The organism is Neisseria sp. P0004.S004, assembly GCF_051963335.1.
GTDB lineage: Bacteria > Pseudomonadota > Gammaproteobacteria > Burkholderiales > Neisseriaceae > Neisseria.
Window position 1 is genome coordinate 125,539 of record NZ_JBQCUK010000006.1, and the last position, 22,336, is coordinate 147,874.

General features: G+C 49.9%; 18 protein-coding genes and 3 pseudogenes. 9 read left to right on the top strand and 12 right to left on the bottom strand.

Annotated elements, in window-relative coordinates; translation table 11 throughout:
* Positions 1-142: 142 nt before the first annotated feature.
* From ACTHRY_RS06875 to ACTHRY_RS06890, 4 genes and pseudogenes are all read right to left on the bottom strand, one after another.
* The gene (locus tag ACTHRY_RS06875; protein ID WP_049360054.1) at positions 143-1,609 is read right to left on the bottom strand and encodes a surface lipoprotein assembly modifier; all 1,467 of its coding nucleotides are present in this window, start codon (positions 1,607-1,609) and stop codon (positions 143-145) included.
* Positions 1,610-1,926: 317 nt separating this feature from the next.
* On the bottom strand, positions 1,927-2,814 hold the full coding sequence (locus ACTHRY_RS06880) for a Slam-dependent surface lipoprotein (RefSeq protein WP_036490872.1): 888 nt from the start codon (positions 2,812-2,814) through the stop codon (positions 1,927-1,929).
* 200 nt (positions 2,815-3,014) lie between these two features.
* Positions 3,015-6,281, bottom strand: a complete 3,267-nt coding sequence (locus ACTHRY_RS06885; RefSeq protein WP_036490875.1) for a TonB-dependent receptor domain-containing protein — start codon at positions 6,279-6,281, stop codon at positions 3,015-3,017.
* 329 nt (positions 6,282-6,610) lie between these two features.
* Positions 6,611-6,730, bottom strand: a pseudogene (locus ACTHRY_RS06890) (IS30 family transposase); the annotation flags it as partial.
* A 146-nt stretch (positions 6,731-6,876) separates the two neighbouring features.
* Here ACTHRY_RS06890 and ACTHRY_RS06895 point away from each other — a divergent pair.
* The 7 genes and pseudogenes from ACTHRY_RS06895 to ACTHRY_RS06925 all read left to right on the top strand — a co-directional run.
* On the top strand, positions 6,877-9,075 hold the full coding sequence (locus ACTHRY_RS06895) for a TonB-dependent hemoglobin/transferrin/lactoferrin family receptor (RefSeq protein WP_315116365.1): 2,199 nt from the start codon (positions 6,877-6,879) through the stop codon (positions 9,073-9,075).
* A 72-nt stretch (positions 9,076-9,147) separates the two neighbouring features.
* Positions 9,148-9,939, top strand: a complete 792-nt coding sequence (locus tag ACTHRY_RS06900; RefSeq protein ID WP_107831913.1) for a heme/hemin ABC transporter substrate-binding protein — start codon at positions 9,148-9,150, stop codon at positions 9,937-9,939.
* A 138-nt stretch (positions 9,940-10,077) separates the two neighbouring features.
* A complete protein-coding gene (locus tag ACTHRY_RS06905; protein WP_036490882.1) occupies positions 10,078-11,019 on the top strand; it encodes a FecCD family ABC transporter permease in 942 nt (313 codons plus the stop codon).
* 46 nt (positions 11,020-11,065) lie between these two features.
* On the top strand, positions 11,066-11,791 hold the full coding sequence (locus ACTHRY_RS06910; RefSeq protein WP_315116359.1) for an ABC transporter ATP-binding protein: 726 nt from the start codon (positions 11,066-11,068) through the stop codon (positions 11,789-11,791).
* A 273-nt stretch (positions 11,792-12,064) separates the two neighbouring features.
* Positions 12,065-13,885 carry a heme anaerobic degradation radical SAM methyltransferase ChuW/HutW gene (gene hutW / locus ACTHRY_RS06915; protein ID WP_036491262.1) on the top strand — a complete coding sequence of 607 codons (1,821 nt, stop codon included), beginning with the start codon at positions 12,065-12,067 and terminating at the stop codon, positions 13,883-13,885.
* Between the two features lie 92 nt (positions 13,886-13,977).
* On the top strand, positions 13,978-14,595 hold the full coding sequence (locus ACTHRY_RS06920) for an NAD(P)H-binding protein (RefSeq protein ID WP_036490885.1): 618 nt from the start codon (positions 13,978-13,980) through the stop codon (positions 14,593-14,595).
* Between the two features lie 824 nt (positions 14,596-15,419).
* A pseudogene (locus ACTHRY_RS06925) lies at positions 15,420-15,689 on the top strand (contractile injection system protein, VgrG/Pvc8 family); the annotation flags it as partial.
* Here the strand turns inward: ACTHRY_RS06925 and ACTHRY_RS06930 are convergent.
* The 6 genes from ACTHRY_RS06930 to ACTHRY_RS06955 form a co-directional block, all read right to left on the bottom strand.
* Complete coding sequence (locus tag ACTHRY_RS06930; RefSeq protein ID WP_440374151.1) at positions 15,652-15,861, bottom strand: SEL1-like repeat protein; 210 nt, start codon at positions 15,859-15,861, stop codon at positions 15,652-15,654. The pseudogene ACTHRY_RS06925 and the gene ACTHRY_RS06930 overlap by 38 nt on opposite strands.
* 9 nt (positions 15,862-15,870) lie before the next feature.
* Positions 15,871-16,188 carry a sel1 repeat family protein gene (locus ACTHRY_RS06935; RefSeq protein WP_004520394.1) on the bottom strand — a complete coding sequence of 106 codons (318 nt, stop codon included), beginning with the start codon at positions 16,186-16,188 and terminating at the stop codon, positions 15,871-15,873.
* Positions 16,189-16,264: 76 nt separating this feature from the next.
* Positions 16,265-17,173, bottom strand: coding sequence for a hypothetical protein (locus ACTHRY_RS06940; RefSeq protein ID WP_004520393.1), 909 nt, complete (start codon positions 17,171-17,173; stop codon positions 16,265-16,267).
* A 192-nt stretch (positions 17,174-17,365) separates the two neighbouring features.
* On the bottom strand, positions 17,366-17,671 hold the full coding sequence (locus ACTHRY_RS06945; protein WP_004520391.1) for a hypothetical protein: 306 nt from the start codon (positions 17,669-17,671) through the stop codon (positions 17,366-17,368).
* 296 nt (positions 17,672-17,967) lie between these two features.
* Positions 17,968-18,234, bottom strand: a complete 267-nt coding sequence (locus ACTHRY_RS06950; RefSeq protein ID WP_050767752.1) for a hypothetical protein — start codon at positions 18,232-18,234, stop codon at positions 17,968-17,970.
* Entirely contained in the window at positions 18,225-18,386 is a 162-nt protein-coding gene (locus tag ACTHRY_RS06955; protein WP_004520388.1) for a hypothetical protein, read from the bottom strand. The genes ACTHRY_RS06950 and ACTHRY_RS06955 overlap by 10 nt, the downstream gene beginning before the upstream one ends.
* Positions 18,387-18,697: 311 nt before the next feature.
* Between ACTHRY_RS06955 and ACTHRY_RS06960 the strand changes: the two genes are divergently transcribed.
* Both ACTHRY_RS06960 and ACTHRY_RS06965 read left to right on the top strand, forming a co-directional pair.
* Complete coding sequence (locus ACTHRY_RS06960) at positions 18,698-19,993, top strand: ATP-binding protein (protein ID WP_004520387.1); 1,296 nt, start codon at positions 18,698-18,700, stop codon at positions 19,991-19,993.
* Positions 19,994-20,016: 23 nt separating this feature from the next.
* Positions 20,017-20,841: a hypothetical protein gene (locus ACTHRY_RS06965; RefSeq protein WP_004520386.1), complete on the top strand. Its 825-nt coding sequence runs from the start codon at positions 20,017-20,019 to the stop codon at positions 20,839-20,841.
* Between the two features lie 271 nt (positions 20,842-21,112).
* On the opposite strand, the gene ACTHRY_RS06970 is transcribed toward ACTHRY_RS06965, so the two are convergent.
* Entirely contained in the window at positions 21,113-21,328 is a 216-nt protein-coding gene (locus ACTHRY_RS06970; RefSeq protein ID WP_198400587.1) for a nitroreductase family protein, read from the bottom strand.
* Between the two features lie 191 nt (positions 21,329-21,519).
* Positions 21,520-22,119: pseudogene (locus ACTHRY_RS06975) on the bottom strand (IS5/IS1182 family transposase); the annotation flags it as partial.
* Positions 22,120-22,336: the final 217 nt, after the last annotated feature.

The following is a 22,336-nucleotide window of genomic DNA, read 5'->3' on the forward strand; positions in this document are numbered from 1 at the left end:
CTGAAACATTAAGTCCAGACGGCCTATTTTGCAAATTTTTTTTGGCAAGCTGATAAGTTAAACTGTAAGAAATTTGCAAGTTAATTACATTATGAATATAAAATAATAATCTTACAAGATCTCATCTGGCCGACCTTTAATTTCAAAACCTATGTTCTATTTTAATTAGAAATTCATTCCGTTTATAACGATTTAGCCAGGACGAGCTTTTGTTGTCGGTGTGTTTGATGCTGAAAACGGGCGTGATGCCGCGAAGGAAAGGGCGATCGAATTTGATGTCCAACTGATAGGTGCGTTCGAAATCATGACGGCGGGTTTCCAGCCAGGCATGGTAGTCCTGATAGGCTGTTTTGCGCCAGATTGCCTGAAAGGTAGCGTCGATACCGGATTCAAAACGTTTGTTGATACCCGCGCGCAGGCCGTGTCGACGGTAGGAATCCACTTTTTCGCGGCTGTTTTTGCGTAGATAGTCGTAGCCGCCGAATATCAGCCAGTCTTTCGGCAGGGCGTAGATGGCGGTGGTGAACAGAAGCGTCTGCGGGCCGTTGAAATGTTTTAATTCGCCGCGGTAGCGGTCGTATTTGTGGTCGAGCTGCACGCCCAGCGAGGCTTGGTCAGAAAAGGTGCGGCTGTATGCCGTGCTGATGCCGGCGCTGCTGTCGCGCAGTTTGCCGCCCGACCATTCGTATTGCACCTGCGGGCCGACACTGAAGGAATGGTCTTTGTTCTGAAAACTGTAGGCGGGGCTGACGTTGATATTGTGTTCGCCGTATTCTTTGTTGCCGGGATAGAGCCGGCCCCATGCGTAGCCGCCCAGTTGCAGACCGTGGTGGCCGTTGAGTGAAATGCGTCTGCTCAAGTTGGCTTCATATACCCACATCCGGTTTTTCAACGCATCGGGCGCGTAGGCGTCAAGCTGTTCGTTGCGGCAGGACAGCATTCCGGCATCGTCCAGAATCGGCTGCCCGTTCGAATCGAAACCGCAGCTTGTCTGATTGCGGACAACCGTCGCGCCCGACGACTGGTTTAAGTTGGTGTCGTAACCCGCGCCGAACGAAACCGAGCCGCTCCACGCATCGCGTTTCTTCAAAGCGTCGGCAAACACTTTGATTTTCTCATTGACGGCGGGCACTTCGGGAATATCGATGCCGTCAAACAATGCCGTCGATTCTTTGTTTTGTTTGTCTATAAACAGCAGCCGCGCCAAATCCAGGCGGCCGCGCAGAAATTCGGGATTCTTGCGGTAAAGCTCGCGGTATTTCGCCAGCGCGGCCTTCAAATCGTCGCGGAACACCGCCTGATTGGCCTCGGCAAACAGCACTATATCGGGGTCGTAATCATCCTGACGGCGGTAAATGTCCAACAGCCGCGCCGTTTCCTCTTCGTTTTGCGCGTTGACCGCCTTCATCAGCGACAACGCCAAATCTTTGCCGTCCTGCACTTCTCCCGCGCCGAACTCAACCGCCGTATTGTCCGCTTCGTTCCTTTCCTGCTGCGCGCGGCGGAGTTCCGTTCCCTGTTTGAGCTGCATGAAGCGGTCTTCCCTGTCGTCGGCAAACGCGTGGGGCAGCAGGCTGATAAAAAGGGGAAGGAATAAAAGACGTTTCATAAAATTCTTTCCTGTGTGTCGGACGGCTTTGTTTTTCAGACGACCTTTTCAAAGAAAAACTGACATTTCATCTTTACCGGGCAAGAGCATTTTTTATTTGAATGACGGGTCGTCTGAAAATGAGCTTCTCAAGCCCATCGAAACATCACGCCTTCAAGCTCACGGGCCGTTCGGAAAATACCGGCTTAAACGCATTGCGAAGCCCGATATTTCCGAACGGCCCTGTACGATGTGCATTGTGTGTCGATGATTTGTGTTTTATAGGCGGACGGAATGGGAAACGACAAAAACCGTCCACCTTATCGCATTATGATTCATTATTTGCCGGTTTTCGTACCGCCAAAGGCAGTGTTATAGGCAGGGTTTCGATCAAACTCAGCCACACCCGCAATCGCTGCGCCTTGGTTGCCGAAGAAATGACCACGGGTCGTACCGGCCACTTTGTTTGCCGTAGCTTTACCTTCAAATGAAGCCTGCGCCGTATTAATCGTGGCATTGTTGATGGCGACATTCAAACCTGTACGATTCATTTCGCCGTTCAGCGTCCGCTTACCGAAATCGGCTTTCAGCGTACCGTTTAAGAGGGCTGTATTTTGCGTATGATATTGGTTGATACCCTTAACTGTATAAGTGGCAGTACCCGTGGTCGGCAGATTGGTGGTTCGACCCGTGCCGCTGTAGAAGGCGGTGTAATTCGTGCCTTTGGTACCGACAGCCGCACCGGAAGGAACGGCAGACCAGTCGCCGAAGTAAACATCCATATTACCGACTTTGGAATAAGATAAACGGCCTAAATGGGAATGGTCGGGCATTCTTGGAATATTGTCCCAAAGAATACCTTTCATCTGATAAAGGTTGGCAACGGTAACGTCGTTTTTGTCTTTACCCAAAATGCCGTGAGCGAACGTTTTGACAAAGAATTTATTTGCCGTTTCATCGATTTTGGCAAAAGAGACGGGCTTGTTATTGGCAAGTCCTTTCTTGGGATTTGATGGAACAGCCTTGGTATCACTGACAAAAATTGCAGCTTTACCTTTATGATCGCCTTCGTTTTCAAGAGTAACACCAATATGCTTTACCCCTTCGACTTGAATCGATTTGGTCGTCGCACCAGTCGGGTTGGCTTGAAAACCTTCAGGCAGTGCAAACACAGAAGAAGCGGCAAACGCAACACTCAATACCGCAACGGTTTTTACGAGTTTCATAATTCACTCCAAAATAAAGTTTTACAAAATCAACGAACTTTCTCAAGAAGAATCTGAATCGAACTTACAAATCCGCCCTCTTGGAAAAGTAAGGTAAGTATATTCCTATTTTTAGGAAATAGAAACATGAATTATTATCATTTCTGAAAATTTGCACTTCACCAATATCAGAGTTTTGATAATTGTATTTAGAAACTATTTTAGAACTTGCCCGTAATCCCTATCCTGATGGTTCTGCCCGGTGCAGGCAGGTAAGAACGGCTCATCGGGTCGAGGTAGTAGCGGTTGGTCAGGTTGCTGCCCACAAGCTCGGCAGTCAGGTTCTTGCCGATTTTATAACGCAGGTAGGCATCCCATACCGCAACAGGCTGCCAGCGCATATCGTTATGCTGGGGCTTGTGGTTACTTCCCATATATTGGTTGAATGTGTCATAGAAGGCTTGCCATGCATCATTGCGGTTTTCATAGACACGGCTGTGGTAATGAAGGCGCACACCTGTTTCCAGCCTGTTGGCAAGGAAACGGCTGCCCAATTCGGCATCAATCGACCAACGAGGTTGAAGCGCGCTTGCCAGATAGCCCGAATCGGTCAAGCCGCCGTGGTTGCAGACAGGACGATTCATAGTCTTACCGTTTTGCACAAAATAGCTTGAATCAACCATGCCCTCTGTTGCGGATGTCCAAGGGAAATTTTCGTCGCACATTTTGTTTTTCAGGCTGCGGAATACGTTCAGGCTGCCGAAGACGCGTCCGGTATCGAAGCGGGTGGACAGCTCGACACCACTGCGGATTTGTCTGTCGAATTGTTCGAATTCGAGATTGTCGTCCCTGTCGATAACGTTTTTGGTCTTGTTATGGAAGTAGTTAATGCGGAAATCCGCTTTTTTCATTTTCGGTAACAGCCCCGTCAAATCATGGATGTAGCCGACTTCCCAGTTTTTGGCGTGTTCGGGCCGCCAGCCATAGCCCATGCGGTTGAATGAGCCGGCGGCGGTAGAAAAGCCGTAAGTCCCTTCAAAAATGCTGGGGTAGCGCAGGGTTTCGGTATAGCGCAAATAGGCGCGGCTGTAATCAGTAAAATTGACAGTGGCAGAAAATGCGGGTACCCAACCGCTGCCTTTCTGCTTCATTGCCCTCTGCCTTTCGGCTTCGGTCATTGGCGTTGTGTAAACACTTGCACTGGCTGCGTAGTATTTAGGTACAAATTGCGGACTGTCCGGAATAGACGGGTCATATACAGGATTGGGGACTTTGGTGTGCAAATCAGGAATGCTGCCGTTGGTAAGGGGATGATCCTGCATATTCAGACGGCCTTTATCGTCTTTCAACCAATAGAAATCCACCTTTTCATTAGGATTGACCCATTTTTCGCGATCAACTGTCAAAGTCGGAATAAATTGTGAATTGACTTGAAACGAAGACAGGCTAATTTGTTCATGTTTTTTTCTTTGTTCTGAATATTCATCCGCCATATATAAAGCATAATCAAGACTGCCATTTGCCAAAGCATCGTCAATTGCCTTGTAATCCGCGTATTCTTGCGGCGTGGCAACCCTGCCGACCGAATATTTTATCCCCCTGTTCATTTCCAGCGGGTGACCATATTTGTTCTTACCGCTTTCCAAGCGTTTGCTTTTGTCCTGAAGCTGGAAATTCGTGTACCGTCCGCCCGCCGTCAACGTCAGCCAGCGGAACGGTTCGTAGTGGAAATTGAAGCCCAGATTGTATTCTCGCCGCTTGCCGTTTCGAGGTACGCCATATTGGTTCAATTCATAATTTGCCCTGATGGTGCTGTTTTCGAGTTCTTCACGATATTTGTCGTATCCTCCCCGCTCCAGCTCGTCTGAAAAATCATTGCGCGACGTCAGTTTTTCATTTTGAAAATCGCCCATCAAGGTCAACGACAGTTTGTCGCTCAATTTCATACGGTTGGAGAATTGAAAGCCTGTCCGGTTGTTACGGGCGTAATAGGCGTTGCCTTCGATAGTGTTGAACCTGCCGTTGGTATTGGGCGTTTCAGGTTTGGGCGGTTTGGGGGCTTCTATTCCTGCATCCAGCAATTCCTGCCGCTCTGCGGGAGTGTATTTCTGCCATCTGTCGTATTCGTCCCATGCTATTTGAAATTTGTTGTCCTCATAAACGGTATCGCCGGGTGAGCCGCCTGCGGTATTGGTTTTGGATTTGGTGCGCGTTGTCCAAAGCGTGGCATCGAAATCTATCCAACGGCTGCCCTCGGGCTTCCACGAATAGTCGATATTGTAGGAACGCTGTTTTACCCATGCCTGCGGCCATTCAGCGATTTTGTTGAGGACGGACGCATCCCAACTGATGGGGCCGATAATGCGCGAAGGCATGATTTCGCCGAACGTGGAATCGGTATGGCGCAGGCCGAATTTGAGCGTTTGGCGGTTCGGCAGACGGAAGGTGGTTTTACCTACCCATGATTTGGTTTCGAGCGAGGTATTGCTGACTTCCCCGCCCGGATGATAAAAAAGTCCGATTTTTGAAATATCGGGTGCGCCCAGCATGTTTTCACTGCCGAAAAATTTCTCACCCTTGGCAGCGGCTTCTTCTTGACGACGTTTCAATTCGTCTAAAGTTTCTTGTGTCCAAGGACCGATATAGCCGTAGCGTTCCGCCCCTTTTTTGCCGGAAAAATAATTGCCTTTACTGCGGTAGGCATAGGCGAGCATGGCATCGAAATTGTCCTGCTTGGTGGCAGCGGCGATGCGGTAGGCTTTATCCTCACCAAATTTATTGCGTCCGTTGAAACGCTGGTCGATTCGGTCGGTATCGTCAAAAAACGAACGCCAAATACCGCCCGTCGCTACTGCGGGAACAGGCAAGGTTCGATAATCGACTGAATGTTCATAAGCATTCTCACGCCTTTTGATGGAATTGTTGGCAGCTTCCGCCTTCACTTCAAATCCGTATTTCTGCCCTTCGGGGACAATATCGTCGGCATCGATGGTTTTCAGGGCGACGGAGCCGCCTATGCCGCTTTTCATATCACGGCTGAACGAAGGGCCTTTTTCGATGGAAACGCTGCTGATGATGTTGGGGTCGACGTAGTTGCGGTTGTTTGCGCCTGCGTAGCCGCGCCAGACGGTAATCGCCTGCTCGGTGCCGTCGATGGTAACGGGAATCCGTCCCTGCCCCTGCACGCCGCGTATATTGGGATCCAGCGCGCCGCTGTTGCGCGCGTCGCCGCTGTACACGCCGGACATACCGCTTAAAAGGTCGGATACGGTGTTGCCTTTGAAGGTTTCAACTTCGTTTTTGCCTTTGTAAAGATTGACGATTTCGCGGGTATAAACCCGGTTTTTACCGATTTCGTCTTTATTGCGCGTGCCTTTGACAGTGATGGTATCGAGAATAACTGTCGAATTATCTGCAGCATAAACGGTAGGTGCAAAACCAATGGCGGCGATGCAGGCGGAGAGGGTGGTAACTTTGATCGGTTGCATAGAATGTATCCATATAACTTGATTGGTAAGGTCGTCTGAACAAGACAGACCGAATAGATGCGATTACACTCTGACTAAAATAATACAAATAAGTTTGATTATTATTTATAATTTTGTGAAATTCTAACTAATTTTTAATAATATGGAAATGTTTTTTGAGTTTGAAGTAGATAGAAGGATGAGGGATAAGAGGGACAAATAAAAACTTGTTTGAAAATTTCAGATAGCTTTTGATTCGGATTTCAAATGCAACACTCGGGCACCAGTGGTTGGAACAGATTTAAAAATAAAATACTTGGCGTTTCATAAGCTAAATGTTTTTTCGGCGATGCGCTTTTCTGATTTTTGCCGATGAAGGTGTCGGCTTCCCAATTGCCGATGTGAGATTTTTGGTCAAAGACGGCGGATGGGTTTTCTACGCTGACGAGGTCGGGCACTTTGCCCCTGGTTCATGAATTACTGATTTAGCTGCGTCATACTATATTTTGCGATTCGAAATGGTTGTTAGTGCTGTCTTACGGTTTCTAAACTTGCAAAAACCGCCTATTTGTTTTATAAATGAAAACCATTTTTATTCGAATAATAAGGTTATGTAATGAAAAAGAAAGCGATTGCCTGTGTAGTAGGGGCGGTTTTTTCCGGACAGTTATATGCGGCTCAGATGCCGGTGGCTCAGGCAGAAATAGAGCCTGTGGTGGTTACGGCCGACCGCAATGCGCAAACCTTGGATAAAGCCGCGCCGAATGTGTCGGTTATTGGACGCAAAACCTTGAATCAAGCCTCGGCGCAGAATTTGGACGATATTGTAATGTATGAATCCGGCGTCAGCGTGCCGTCTGACAACAACCGCCGCGGTCATGCCGGTATCAATATCCGAGGCATAGACGGCAACCGCATTTTGATGATGGTGGACGGTGTGCGCATTCCCGAATCTTATGCAGGCGGCGGCTCCAATGGTGCGATTTCGGGACGCGATATGGTCGAAAGCGACACGCTCAAGCAGGTCGATATTGTCAAAGGACCTTATTCCGTGCTCTACGGCAGCGATGCGCTCGGCGGCGTGGTGAACATGGTGACGCTTTCTCCAAGTGATTTCGTCGATGAAGGCAAACGCGGTTATTTTGGGTTGAAACACGGTTACCGAAGCCGCGACCGCAGCCATGGGGTTACTGCGACTGTGGCAGGTTTCCATGAAAACGCCGAAGGTCTGCTGATGCTGACGCGCCGTCAAGGTCATGAAACCGAAAACATGGGCAGCGATACCAGCTACTCGACTGCACGTACTGCTACCAACCCGCAGAAAAACAATGCCTACAATATCTTGGCGAAAGGCAATATCGGCAACGAACACCACCGCTTTGAAACTTTGTACGAACAGTATTACCACGCCAACGATACAGTATTGGCAAACGGCTTGGGTTCGCAATCACGCGGGCCGGTATCCATCGCAACATCTGAGAGCAACGCCCGAGACCGCATCCGCCGTCAACGTATCGAAGCAGGCTACCGCTACACTGGCGAAGGCCGTCTGAAAGAAGCCAACCTGACTGCCTATCAGCAAAAACTGCGTACAGAAGACGATGCCGTCGATGTCAGCATGACGCGCATGGGCGCGCGTCTATTAGGTAACTCGACCCGTTATTCCGACTACGGTTTCAATCAGACCATACGCGGACTGAACGGGCGAGGCGTGTGGGAATTTGATGGCGCGGTCAAACAAACCGTCGTTGCCGGCGCAGAATATAAACACGCCGAGACCGCCCGTCCGCGTGACAGCCTGACAGTGGACAACCTGACCGGCGCCGTCAGCAAAATCTATGCAGGCAGCACCTATCCGAATAAAACTTTCCCCGATAGTAAGCGCAAAACGTTTAGCGTTTACGCACAAGACAGCCTGACTTTCGGTAACGGCATCGTCCTGACCCCGGCCCTGCGTTACGAAAAAGACAAGCTGAACACTTCGACCGACCAAGCCTATCTCAATGCCAACCCCAGCGGAACAGCGACACGTTTCAGCGATTCCGCACTCACGCCCAGTCTGCGTCTGAGCGTACCGATGGGTGAGCAGTTCACCGGTTTTGCTACTTATTCCCAAGGCTTCCGCACGCCGCCGTTTGACAGCGCGACCATGGCGTTTGCCAACACGACCTACGGCTATGCCGTCATCCCGAATGCGAATCTCAAATCTGAACGCTCCAACAGCTTCGAACTGGGGATGAAGTTCAAAAACGAACGCGCCCGCGCGCAAGTTACCGCGTTCTACAACCGTTACCGCAACTTCATCGACCGCACTGAAGTCGGCACTTCCATCATAGGCGGCCGCCCGATTATCCAGTACCAATATCAAAACCTGGATAGGGTCAAAACCTACGGCGCAGAAGCCTCTGCCGCCTACAAATTCCTGCCGGGCTGGCAGGTATCCGGCAGCATCGCTTGGATGCGCGGCAAGCAGCAGGACGGCACGCCGCTGGATTCTGCTTATCCGCTCAACGGCGTTTTAGGTTTGGATTACACGCAGGAAAAATGGGGTGTCGGCACCAAGCTGCGTTGGTCGAAAAAACACAGCCGCGTCAGCAGCGAGACTGTTTTCCAAGCGCCGGGTTATGGCGTATGGGATGTCGGCGCGTGGTACAAGCCGTTTAAAAACCTTGAAATAGGCGCAAACATCTACAACGTCGGCAATAAAAAATACTGGCAGCACGCCGACGTTGCCGGCATAAGCCGTACCAGTGTGATGGACTTGTACACCGAAAGCGGCCGCAATTTCGCCGCGACCGTACAACTGAAGTTCTAATGTGATTCAACCGTTTTCAGACGGCCTGAGAAAGCGAGCAGGCCGTCTGAAAGCATTCGACAAGGAAAAACAATGAAACTCAAACTCCTTCTGCTTTCCGCGTTTATTTCGTTGGCCGGCACTGCACACGCGCAACGCATCGTCGTGTTAACCCCCGATACGGCAGACATCGTTGCCGCGCTTGGCGCATTGGACGAAATCGTCGGCCGCGATCAGACCGTTCAAAATCCGGCGTTGAAAAACAAGCCCAGTATCGGCATTCATCGCCGTCTGACGGTTGAACCGATTGTGGCCGCCAAACCCGACATCGCCATCGGTTCATGGATGGCGCAGCCTGCCGATATTTTTGCCCACCTGCAAAAAGCAGGCATTAAAGCCGTCAATGTTGCACCCGACGATAGCATCGCCGCCTATCCGCAAAGTATCCGCAACATTGGTCAGCTTATCGGCAAAAGCGCGCAGGCGGACAAGTTGGCCAGCAAGTGGCAGGCGGATATGAAACAGCAGCCTTCCAGCGGCAAAAGCTACCTCTTCAGCTACGACGGGCGCATCGTATCGGGCAAGAATACTGCCGCCGACGAAATCATCCGCCGCGCCGGCGGTATCAATGCCGCAGCCGCCATTGACGGCCTCAAACCGATGACGCGTGAGGCATGGATTGCGGCCAAACCTGACATCATCATTATTGCCGACCACAACACCGCCATGATAGGAAACGTCAAAACCTTTGCCGCACGCCCCGAAATCGCCGACTCGCCTGCCGCAAAAAACGGCAAGATTTATTTGTGGAAGGCCAACGATATGTTCCGTTACGGGCTGGATACGCCGCAAGTGATTCAGCGTTTGCACGGTTTGGCGAAATAAACGCGCCTGTTTTGAAAAGCCTACCCGATTTTTGTTTTCAGACGGCCTTGATGTGTTCCTTCTTGTTGAGGAGCAAAACGGCTGTCTTAAAAAGGCCGTCTGAAACCGTTCCTCAATCCGATTAAACCGTATGATGTCATGAAACCGCATATCCTTATCCTCTGCCTGCTGCTTACTGCCGCCGCCGTTTATTTGTGCTGCGGCATCGGTTTTGGCGCGTGGGAGTCGCCGCTGGCGATGGATGAAACCGTTCGTCAAATCCGTTTACCGCGCATCTATACCGCGCTTTTGGTCGGGGCCGGTTTGTCTGCTTCGGGTGCGGCATTGCAGGCTTTATTTGAAAACCCGCTGGCTGATCCGAGTTTGATCGGGACGTCGGGCGGGGCGGCCTTGGGCGTAATTGTGTTATTGGCTCTGGGCGGTGGCGCGATGGGTGTACCGGCGGCGGCTTTTCTCGGTGCATTGGGTGTGTGCCTGCTGATTTTGGCAGTGCACAAGCTGCTCGGCGGCGGTACTTTGGGATTGCTGGTATTGGGTTTTGTGTTGAGCGCGTTTTCGGGCGCGGTGGTCAGCATGATTTTGTTTTTATCTGACGATTTGGTATTGCGCAGCGCGACCACATGGCTGTCGGGCAGCCTTGCTGAAGCCGGTTTCTCATCGCCTGTAACGGCAATCGCGGTCATGTTGCCCGGTTTTCTGATTTTGCTGTCGGCAGGCAGGCGGCTGGACGTTTTGATGACGGGCGAAGACACGGCTGCCAGTATGGGTGTATCAGTTGGGGCATTGCGTGTGCAAACCGTAATCGGTGCAGCATTGATGACGGGGGCAGCGGTATCGCTTTCGGGCATCATCGGTTTTCTAGGCATTATGATCCCCAATGTGCTGGCGCAAACCGTCGGCGGCAGCCGCCGCAAACTGATTGCGCTGTCGGCTTGGTTGGGCGCAGTGTTTTTAATGGTGGTGGACGGCGCGGCGCGCTGGCTGACATACCCTGTCGATTTGCCGGTTGGTATCGTGATTGCCTTATTGGGCGGACCGTTTTTTATGTATTTGTTTATCAAGCCTTTGAAAAACCGTTGATGCCTAAACAGGCCGTCTGAAACTTCATTGCCCCATATCTTTTGCCATGCACACCTTATTTCAAATTCGTAATCTTTCCGTCCGCGTCCAAGACAAAACCCTGCTTGAAATCGATCAACTGGATATACCTTCCGGCATGACCGTCATTATCGGTCCGAATGGTGCGGGCAAATCCACTTTGCTGCGGGCCTTAATCAGGCAAACAGGGCAGGGGGAAATCACGCTTTTTAATGAAGCCGTTGCGCCGCAAATCCGCGCGGGCAAGGTGGCATGGGTCGGGCAGCATGGCCGTTACAATATGCCGATGAGCGTACGCGAATACATTGCGTTGGCATCATTCGTACAAAAAGGCCGTCTGAACCATGAATGGGCGGACGAGTTGCTCGATTATTTTGATTTGACGGTATTGGCGGATAAGCGCATCGGCAAGCTATCAGGCGGCGAGCAACAACGCGCCAACATCATCCGCGCCCTGTTGCAAAACGCGCCGGTCTTGCTTTTGGACGAACCGTGCAACCATCTCGATATCCGCCACCAACACCGCCTGATGCAGTATTTGGTCGGGCATTCAAGCCGTGCCTCATCAATAATGGTATTACACGATTTAAACCTCGCTGCGCGTTATGCGGAACATATTATTTTGATGAATAAGGGAAAAGTCGTTGCATCAGGCAAGGTGGGCGAAGTGATGCGCCCTGATTTGCTTGAATCGGTTTACGGTTGGCAGATACGCCGTTGCGAAGATGAAGCAGGGTTTTATTTCAGAAGCTGAGCGCCTAAAGGCCGTCTGAAAAACGATAAATAAAATTTATTGTATTGCTCGAAAATGAAACGAGATGGGACGATATTCCCGACTTGAAGCACCAAATTTTGTGCATTGCCCAAGTAACATGCCGATTTTCATCAAATAGAAATACATTTAATTATTTATAGAATACAATGTGTTAAAATAATACTAATTTTTAATTACAAAAAATATTGACAAGAAAATGATAATGATTATTTAATATATAAATCTTACCAATAACTTTTGTTTATCATTATCATGGTACAGCAGCTTGTTTGGACTCCAAGACAATCCGCACCCAAGGCATTTCCCGAGCGTCAGGCATTAATGCCCGTTTGGGGCGGCGTTCCAATGCCGCGTCCCCAGTGGCAGAACATTTGGAAGAAAAAGCTTCCCCATGCCGCCGATATGGACGCGCTTGCTTATCTGCATATTCCATTTTGCGCCAACCATTGCGTTTTTTGCGGCTTCTACCGTAATGCGTGGAAGGACAGCCAAAGCAGCGTGTACACCGACAAAATTATCGAAGAAATGGCCGCTGAAGCCGAAGTCCGTACAGGCAAGGGCAAAATCCGAGCCGTTTATTTCGGGGGCGGTACGCCGACCGCGTTGCTTACGGAAGACCTCGTCCGCCTGATTCGTGCCTGCTACCAATATCTGCCGCTTGCCGAAGACTGCGAGTTCACCATCGAAGGGCGCATGAGCCATTTCGATTTAGAAAAAGCACAGGCTTGTCTCAAAGCAGGGGCCAACCGCATTTCCATCGGCGTGCAAACCTTCAATACCGCCATCCGCCGCCGTCTCGGCCGTAAACACAGCGGCGACGAGGCGTTTGAATATTTGGCAAAATTGTGCGAACTCGATGCCGTGATTGTGGCTGATTTGATGTTCGGCCTGCCCAATCAAACCGATGAAGTTTGGCAAAACGATATTGCCCGTGCCGCTGAGCTGCCTCTGTCCGGTTTGGATACGTATGCGTTCAACCTTTATCCCATGCTGCCCATCAACCGCATGATTGAAAAAGGCGCATTTCCGACACCGCCGGGTTTCGATATTCAGGCAGACCAATATGCCTACACGGTTGAAACACTGCTGGAAAAAGGCTGGGAACAGGTCAGTAACAGCCACTTCGCCTATCCCGGCCGCGGCGAACGCAACCGCTACAATACCCTGATCAAATCCGATATTTCCTGTTTGGCGTTCGGCTCCGGCGCAGGCGGTAACTTCGGCGGTTTCAGCTATCAGGTGCAGGGCGATTTGGAGAGCTATCTCGCCACGCCGAAAGGCGAGAAAAACATCGCATTTATGAGCGGTCATAGCCCAAATAAAGCACTTCTCAGCAAAGTCCAGCACGATATTGAAACAGGCCGTCTGAATCCATCATTGTTTGACGGCAACAAAGCAGCGCAAAAGCTGATTGCCCAATGGCAGGAAATGCAGCTTTTTAAAGAACCCGATTCAGACGGCCTGATCCGTTTGAATACCAGCGGCCGTTATTGGTCGCCCACTCTTATCCGCAAACTCATGCTCACTCTTCCGACTCAAGAAAAGGATCAAACCATGCAAAAACTTTCAGCCGAACAACAAACCATGTTGCGCCAATCATTGGAAAAAAATCCCGGCCAAGTGCTGGAAATGCTGGCCGCGCAAAACCAATGCAGTTTTGAAGACGTTATCCGCTGCCTGCCTGAAGAGAACGTGCGTCAAACCGAAGGCAGCCGCATTGTCGAAATCCTCCAAGCCATCGCCGCATGGAATGAATCCGTTACCTTCATCGCCCACACCCCCGATGCCATCGTCGAAGTCAGCGGCAAACTGCCTAACGGCAAAGTCGGCCGCGGTTTCTACAATTTTGACCATCCCGAAACCGATGGCGGCGTACACGGTCATATCTACTATGAAAACTGCGCATCCATCTACCTTTTGGAACGTCCGTTCATGGGTAAAGCCACTTGCTCGCTCAACTTTATCAACCGCAACGGCGGCGCCATGTTCAAAATCTTCGTCGGCCGCGATGAGGCAGGCGAGTTGAAACAACATCAAATCGAAGCCATGCGCAAACTGTTTGATGCTACTTAAACAGTTTCAGACGGCCTGATAATCCGTTCCTCGCCGCATAGAGGAGCGGATTTTCTAATAACAAACATCTACCATGCAAAGGAGCCCTAAACATGCAGCTTATCTTCGGAGCCAACGGCCCATCCGGCCGCGCCTATATCCGTACATTGACCAATTCAGCCGATATCGTCGCCGTATTGAGAAAGCCGTCTGAAGACAGCTTTTTTGCCGAACACAATATTCAAACCATCGTCGCCGATGCGCTTGATGCCGATGCACTCGATAAAGCGTTGGCACAATACCGTCCCGATACCGTGATCAGTTTTGTCGGCGGCAAAAACGAAGAGGGCATCCGCAGTGATGCGCTGGGCAATATCAACATCATTGCCGCTACGAAAGCCGCCAATCCGCAAGCCCGCTTTGTACTGATTACCAGCATGGGCTGCGGCGAACAATGGGACATAATGAGCGAGCCGTTCAAACAGGCACTCGGCGAAGCCGTCCGTGCAAAAACAGAAGCCGAAATCTATCTCAAACAAAGCGGTTTGAATTGGACCATTTTGCGCCCCTGCGGCCTTGCCGATGGCGAAGATAATGCCTATACCTTGACACAAAATGCCCAAGAAATTCCGCAAAAATACATGACGCGCAACGGCTTGGCTGCTGCCGTTGCTGCCATTGTCGGCCAAGCGGACAGCAAGGGCGAAACGTATAGCGTTGGTGTGGCATAAACTGATTGAATAGATTGCTCACTTTCCATTGTTAAAGTTGGAGTAGGTAATTGATTAGCAGCCGATCAAAACAATAAAGGATTTGCTGAGAAAAGACTGGGAGATATAAATAAAAGGCCGTCTGAAAAATTTCAGACGACCTTTTACTTTTGAATTCTGTAAGTGATTGAACTATTGAGCAAAACAGGAGTTAGCAGGCTAAAATACTAGCATTATGAATTTAACATAATATAAATTATGTAGTTTTTCCCTATACCTAACAATCGCCGTTGTTTATTCCTGTTTGTTTACTATTAGTTAATCTTAAATGATTCCGTATAGTACTCCAATTTTTAGTATAAAATCAATGGTTTTTAAGAGAAATGTGGCTGCTTAATTTACCATTTTTTCCCTGGATGGTGGAATAGGGCGGGGTAAAATGTCTCTTTATCCCTTATTTCAACCGTTCAGGCGGCCTTTTCCCCATTCATCCATTTGCTTTACCATCGGCATCATCCCCGTTACCATACAGGGTTCATCGTCAGTCGGATATTACCCTTATGACCGCCCGTCAATCCTACCACCTTACCTTCGCCCGTTTCTCTCCGTCACTTTCAGTCCGCTCCTTCAGCGCATCCGAAGCGGTCAATACCGCTTACCGGGTTGAAATTACTGCCACCTCGACCGATTCTTCGCTGCCGCTGTCTTCCTACCTAAATCAGCGCGCAGCATTTGAGATTTGTCCGTAGGAAGGCTTACTGTCGGAAGTAGCCGGGGTATTCTGGTCTGCTTCAGACGACCCGCCGGCGAAGCAAAGGCAGGGCATTATCACCTCATGCGAGAAGTTGTCGGTATCCAAGGATGAAACCGTTTACCGCTTTGTTTTAGAGCCGCGCTTCGCGGCTTTAAAACATTTCCAAACTTCCCGACTGTTTCAACACCAAACCATCCCCGACATCGTTGCCGCCGTCTTCAAACACCACGGCTTCTCCGGTGTCGACTACCGTTTCCAAAAGAGCCGGACCTACAGCGTACGCGAGTATGTCACCCAGTATCTCGAAAGCGACTTCAACTTTATCAACCGTCTGTGTGAAGAAGAGGGTATCTGGTATGCCTTCGAACAGCATGAACAACATGGCGACGTAGTCGTCTTCGGCGACAATCCCGAACACTATTATGGTCGCCGCGTGCGGCGGATTTTTGATACCAGTGCACGGCTTGGGTCATGTCTTTTGCCGTGCCGACGCCGTTTTCGTAGCAATAGCCCAGCCAGTATTGCCCGGTAATGTCGCCCGCTTAGGCAGCCTGCGTGAAGTAGGCGAAAGCGGTTTGCACATTTTGGGCGACGCCTTCGCCGTTCAGATACATCAAGCCCAGATAGCGCGGCGCTTTCATATGCCCCGCCTGCTGTGCCTGTTCAAAGTAGGGCTTGGCGTGTTGGTAATCCTGTTTTTGATACAGGGCAATGCCTTCGTCCAGCAGGGCTTTCGCTTGCTCGTTATGATGCGGAACGGCAGAGCAGGCGGCAAGAAGGGTGGAGATGGCAAGCGTGGATAGTTTGGGTTTCGTGGGTGGTTCTTTAAGAGTGGGGAGGGGGTAGTTTAGAGATATCATGCGGTTACAGCAAGTGGCGGGGTGCAGGCTGCTTTTGGGCTTTCTGACGGTCTTTTGGCTGCGGTAAAACTTGGTTTCAGACGACCTGAAAAGCGCCTACCCGTTTCATCGGCCATGATTCCGTTGTCCAAATGCGTTCAAATTCTTCGGCGAAACCATGTTGCGCGGCGTAGGTTTGCAGTTGCTGCAACCAGGTTTTGGGGGCGATGTCGGCGGCGGCGCGAGTGGTGTGTAGCAGGTAGGGGCGGGTATCGAAAGCGTGGACGATGTGCTGGCTGACGGCGTTTAAGGCTTGAGGATTGTTGTCGGTTTGTTGGGCGATTTTTTCGTATTGCGACAGGGCGGCGGCTTTTGCGGTTTCGTGTTCGGCGGCGGTTTGCGGGCTGTGTCGGGCGGTGGTGGTTTGGATGGTAATCAGGGGCGGCAGTTGCCCTTCGGCAAGCGCGGCGGCGAGGCGCAGGTGTCCGTCTAAAATCAGCCAGCAGTCGGACAGAGCGGTGAGTTCGTACACCAAGACGGGCGGCAGTTGGTTTTGCCGTGCGCGTTTACGCCAATATTTCAGACGGTCGTCTTCGGCGTGGTGGGTTTTCAGGGCGATGAAGCGTTCGGCTTGGGTGTAGAAATTGTTGTCCAATGCGTCGAAACGGCTGCCTGAAAACAGCCATTGAAAGTAGTTTTCATCGGTTTCGGGTTGTACTACAGCGGTGTCGTGCCGGCATTCGCCCCATCGCGGCGGCAGAGATTGGGCGGGGCGGTAGTCGAAGTGCCATTCGCCGATGCCGAGCAGTCCTGCGTTTTGGGCGGCGAGTTGTTCGATGAAATATTTGTTCCACAGCAGGCCTTGCTCTGCGGTGGGTTGGAGGGCGATGCGTTCGTTTACGCGGCTGCCGATGTGCCCGACGGGCTGGTATGCCTGCCAGCTTTCGGCGTAGCTGCGGACGAGGTAAACGTCGTATAAATCGTGGCTGAAGAACAACCAGAACACGGGTTCGTTCTGATAAGTCAGGCTGAGGCTAATGCCGTCGGGTGGTGTGGAGTTTCAGACGACCTTGCATTTGACGGTCGATATGCAGGGCGAGGCTGTTGGGGGAGGCGGGATGGGGGTCAGGTTGCCGCTGTATTGTTCCAGCGCGGCGTTGAGCGATTGGTAGTGCATGAGGTGTCCTTTGTAAGGCGTTCAGCGATAACTGAGGACAATCATTGTACTGCCGTCTTTATTGTAGTAATACGCACCCGCATTGCCCCATGCAAATCGACGGCATTTGCCTGCTGCCGATGTTTCAATGGCGCAAGGGGCATCGCCCAGCTGCTTATCCAGCCATCGATCAAATTGTTTTCTGCGTTGCAATTCACGTTCCTCCGACCATGCTGTCCAGCTGTTGTCCTCGCCTATCGGGCAGAAGAATATGGATAAGCGCTCCAGCCGTTGCTGCTCGAACTGGGCGGTAAGGGTGTATTGTTCGGACTGTTTGGTAAATGACAAACCGAAAAATGTTATTCCCGCTTACAGATGATTCGGGCTGGATTTTGGGAAGCATGCAATCCAGTCATCAAGCGTGGTTCGTGCGCTAATAATGTTGCCATCCGGCAGGCTGATGCTGCCGTTTTTAGGGTTTATCTTCATCAGTTTGAATTTCCAAATGTAATTTTTAGACGACCTGAAACCATGTCCGTTTTATCACGCCTTTAAGCCGCACGATTTTTCATTTAACCAACAACTGTCCCTGTCTCGCCAAATTCAAAGTAGCCAGCAACAGCAACATCAAGGTTTGCCATAGTTCATTCATCGCCGTTCTCCCCGGCAAACAAACCGGCAATCAACGGATCGGCGGTATGCGTATGGATTGCCTCGGGCGTATCGACACACACGATTTTGCCTTGATTCAAAATACAGATTTTGTCGGCAAGCAGTAGCGCTTCCTTCATATCATGGGTAACAAACACCACCGTCAGTTGAAGCTGCCGCTGCAGGGTTTTCACCAACTCCTGCAACTGGCGGCGAGAAATCGGGTCGAGCGCGGAAAACGGCACGTCCATCAGCAACATTTCCGGTTCGGCGGCAATCGCCCGCAGAATCCCCACCCGCTGCCGCTGCGCCCCACCAGCACAAAAAATTCGCCGCAGCCGATCGCCAGCGACACCTTATCCAGCGCGGCGCGGCCGACGTAATGTTTGCTGACGTTGTTGAATTCGATCACCTGATTCTCCGTTCATTGACAAGCCGAAAATAAGGAAAACCATAGCCCAAAAACCGCAACACGGCAACCAATCGGGTGAAAACAATTTATGGAAACAAAGGGTTAAACGGGAAAAAATGCGGTGGGATTTGCGGGCATTTTTGTCGCCCCGCTTTTCAGGCTGCCACGATACAGCGGAAAAACTTTTCCTAAACCAACCGCACTTCAAATCCAAACTTCCTTTGTAAAAATGTGATATCTAGCATTTTTTCGTTGGAAAAATGTATCTTCCCTCACTATAATTCCAACCAAAAACCGAAAAGGAGCAGCCTATGCAACGCCATATTCTTCAATCCCTTTCCCAATGGAAACGCAAACCCAATCGCAAGCCGCTGATTATTCAAGGCGCGCGCCAAGTGGGCAAAACTTGGGTGATGAAAACCTTTGGCGCGGCGGAATTTGAACAAGTCGCCTATATCAATTTTGACAACAATCCGCAGATGCAAGCCCTGTTTGGCGGCGATTTTGACATCAACCGCCTGCTGCTCGGCTTGTCCATCGAGGCGGGTGTGAGCATTAACGCCGACAATACCCTGTTGATTTTTGACGAAATTCAGGCAGTACCGCAAGCCCTGACCGCGCTGAAATATTTTTACGAAAAAGCACCGCACTTGCCGATTATCGCCGCCGGTTCGCTGCTCGGCGTGGCGTTGCATCAGGGCGTGTCGTTCCCTGTGGGCAAGGTTGAATTTTTGCCGATGTATCCGATGGATTTCGGCGAATTTCTGCTGGCGCTGGACGAGAAGCCGCTGTACGACCTGTTGCGCTCGCAAGATTGGGCGTTGATTGCGGCGATGAAAACCAAATACATCGACCGCCTGCGCCAATATTATTTTGTCGGCGGTATGCCCGAGGCGGTGCAGACTTTTGCCGATACGCAAGACGTACAGGCGGTGCGCTCGGTGCAGCAAAATCTGCTGCTGGCGTATGAATATGATTTTTCCAAACACATTGACGATCCGCGCCTTGTGATGCGCGTGCGTGCGCTGTGGAACGCCCTGCCGCAGCAGCTGGCTAAGGAAAACAAAAAATTCGTGCTTTCTGATATGCAAAAAGGCGCGCGCTTCAAAGATTACGAACTCGCCCTGCAATGGCTCAAAGACAGCGGGCTGGTTTACCCCGTTTACCGCATCAAAAAACCGCATCTGCCGCTGTCAGGCTATCAGGAAAACATCTTCAAACTCTATTGCCTAGATGTGGGCTTGCTTGGCGCAAAAAGCCAACTTGACCCTACCACGCTGCTTGAACCGACCCGCCTGTTTACCGAATTTAAAGGCGCATTGACCGAGCAATATGTGCTTCAACAACTGCAAGCCGGACAGCCCAACCCGATTTTTTACTGGGCAACGGAAAAAGGCACGGCGGAAGTGGATTTTGTGGTACAGAGAGGGCAGGACGTGATCCCGATTGAAGTGAAAGCCGAAGAAAACCTGCGGGCGAAAAGTTTGAAATCTTATGTGGAACAATATCAGCCGAACTTGGCGGTGCGGGCTTCCATGTCGGATTATCGGGCAGAGGATTGGGTGGTGAATGTGCCGTTGTATGGGGTATCAACGGTTTTTAATTAATATCAAATATATAGGAATGAAATATGAAAAATACAGGTGTTGAATATGAGAAATTTGTTCGTGATGTACAACAAATTTTAGTCAATATAGATAGCAGAGAAACAGTAGAAGTTACGCATAATAAAATACTAACCGATCGTTTTGGTAATCAGAGACAATTTGATATTTATTGGGAATTTAAATACGGCGGCGTACTCTATAAAAATGTTATTGAATGTAAAGATTATGCAACAGCTATATCCATAGATAAGATTGATGCATTTGTTACGAAAGTTGCTAGTATTCCAGGATTAATGGGTATTTTTGCCACGAAAACAGGCTACCAAAGTGGTGCGGAAACCCAAGCTAAAGTTCATGGAATCGGTTTGTTAACCATTAGAAAGCCAGAAATTGGAGATTGGACGTTAGATGACGGTACACCACTTGTTAGAGAAATAATTTTTAATTCTAAGATGATGTTACCTTGTAAAATACTGGAGTTTATACCTAAGTTTCTTGAAGAGCCTAAAGCCGATTTTGAACTATCAGGGTGGAATAATGAAATATTCATTATTTCTGATGGGGATAAATATTCTTTACTCGAACTGGAAGGTAAGTTATCAAAAGATTCATCTGAAATTATTGAAGATAACATTTCATTAGCAAATGGATTTTTAGAAGTAAATGGAAAATGTATTGCTATTGCAGGGTACTACATAAAATATCAAACATTTCCTAACCATGTTTCAACATTTAGTATTAATTCAATGGATGAAACATTGGCATATGTACAAGATCATATAAATCAACATCGAACCTTAATTAAAAATGATGGCAAGACAGTAGATTTAAGCAAAACATCAAAATGATATACATAATTTAGAGCATTATTATAACCAAACGCAACTTCAACGATCTCTACGCCCTTACCCAAGTCGTCAAGCTCGGCAATTTTAGCCGTGCGGTGTAGGCATTGAGCGTATAACTTTTAGTAATTTACAAATCAAAAGGTCGTCTGAAAGCAGATTTTCAGACGACCTTTCTCACTATTTCCCATTACCCAAAAGCACGGTTGGTGGCAAAAAACGTTTGCCAAACCGACCGCACTTTTGTCTTTCAGACGACCTTTCCTACTACAACTCACGCCTTAGAAAAAACCACGTCCACCGCCAGCCGCGATTTCGGCAGTTCCGCATTAAAATCATCGCTCGCGCGGTAGCCGAAGGACACCACAGCCACGGTGGTATAGCCTTTTTCGGTCAAGCCGAATTCTTCGTTCAAGACCGCCATATCCGCGCCCTCCATCGGCACCGCGTCGATGCCCAGCGCGGTGGCGGCGAACAGAGCGAAGCCCATGTTGATGTGCACTTGTTTGGCGAGCCATTCGGCTTCGTCTTGGAACTGGTTGCGGTGAATGCCCAAGAAGGTGCGGCGTGCGCCATCGCCGCCGGCTTTAAATTTGGCCCGTCTTGGTCTTCTTTTTCCAAAATTTCAGTCAGATAAGCGTCGTCGGCGTGGGTACGGGCGGCGAACACGACCACGTGTGACGCGTCGGTACAGGTATGTTGTTTGTAACCGAGTTTGTAGAGGCCGTTTTTCTTTATCCAACGGGCATCTTTATCTTTACTCGGCGTGGTTTGGCCGCTGACTTGTCCTTCCTCATCGACTTCTATGGCCTGACGCTGTTTGCTGCCGGCGGTCTGAATAATGGTGGCGTCAATGACGGCGGCGGATGCTTTCTCTACTTTTAGGTTTTTTTCGGCCAGTTGGCAGTTAATCAGTTCCAGCAATCCGGACAGGGGGTCGTCTTGCGCCAGCCAGTTGCGGTAGCGGCATAAGGTGCTGTAATCGGTAATGCTCAGTTCGTCAAAACGGCAAAACAGGTTGAAGTCGATGCGGGTGATAAGGCTATGTTCGAGTTCGGGATCGGAGAGGCTGTGCCATTGTCCGAGCAGGACGGCTTTGAACATGGACAACAGGGGATAGGCGGGACGGCCGCGGTGGTCTCGGAGGTAACGGGTTTTTTGACGATTCAGGTATTGTTCGATCGGTTGCCAATCAATCACTTGATCCAACTTCAATAGTGGGAAACGGTCGATGTGTTTGGCAATCATGGCTTGTGCGGTTTGCTGGAAGAAGGTGCTCATGAGAAATCCCCTAAATGTCTTGGTGGGAATTTAGGGGATTTTGGGGAATTTTCAAAGGTCTCGGGCTGTCTGAAAAACCTTTCAGACGGCCTTTTTATTTTTGAATTCTGTAAGTAATTGTAGAATTAAGAGAAACAGGAGTTGGCAGGCTGAAATACTAGCATTATGAATTTAACATAATATAAATTATGTAGTTTTTCCCTATACCTAACAATCG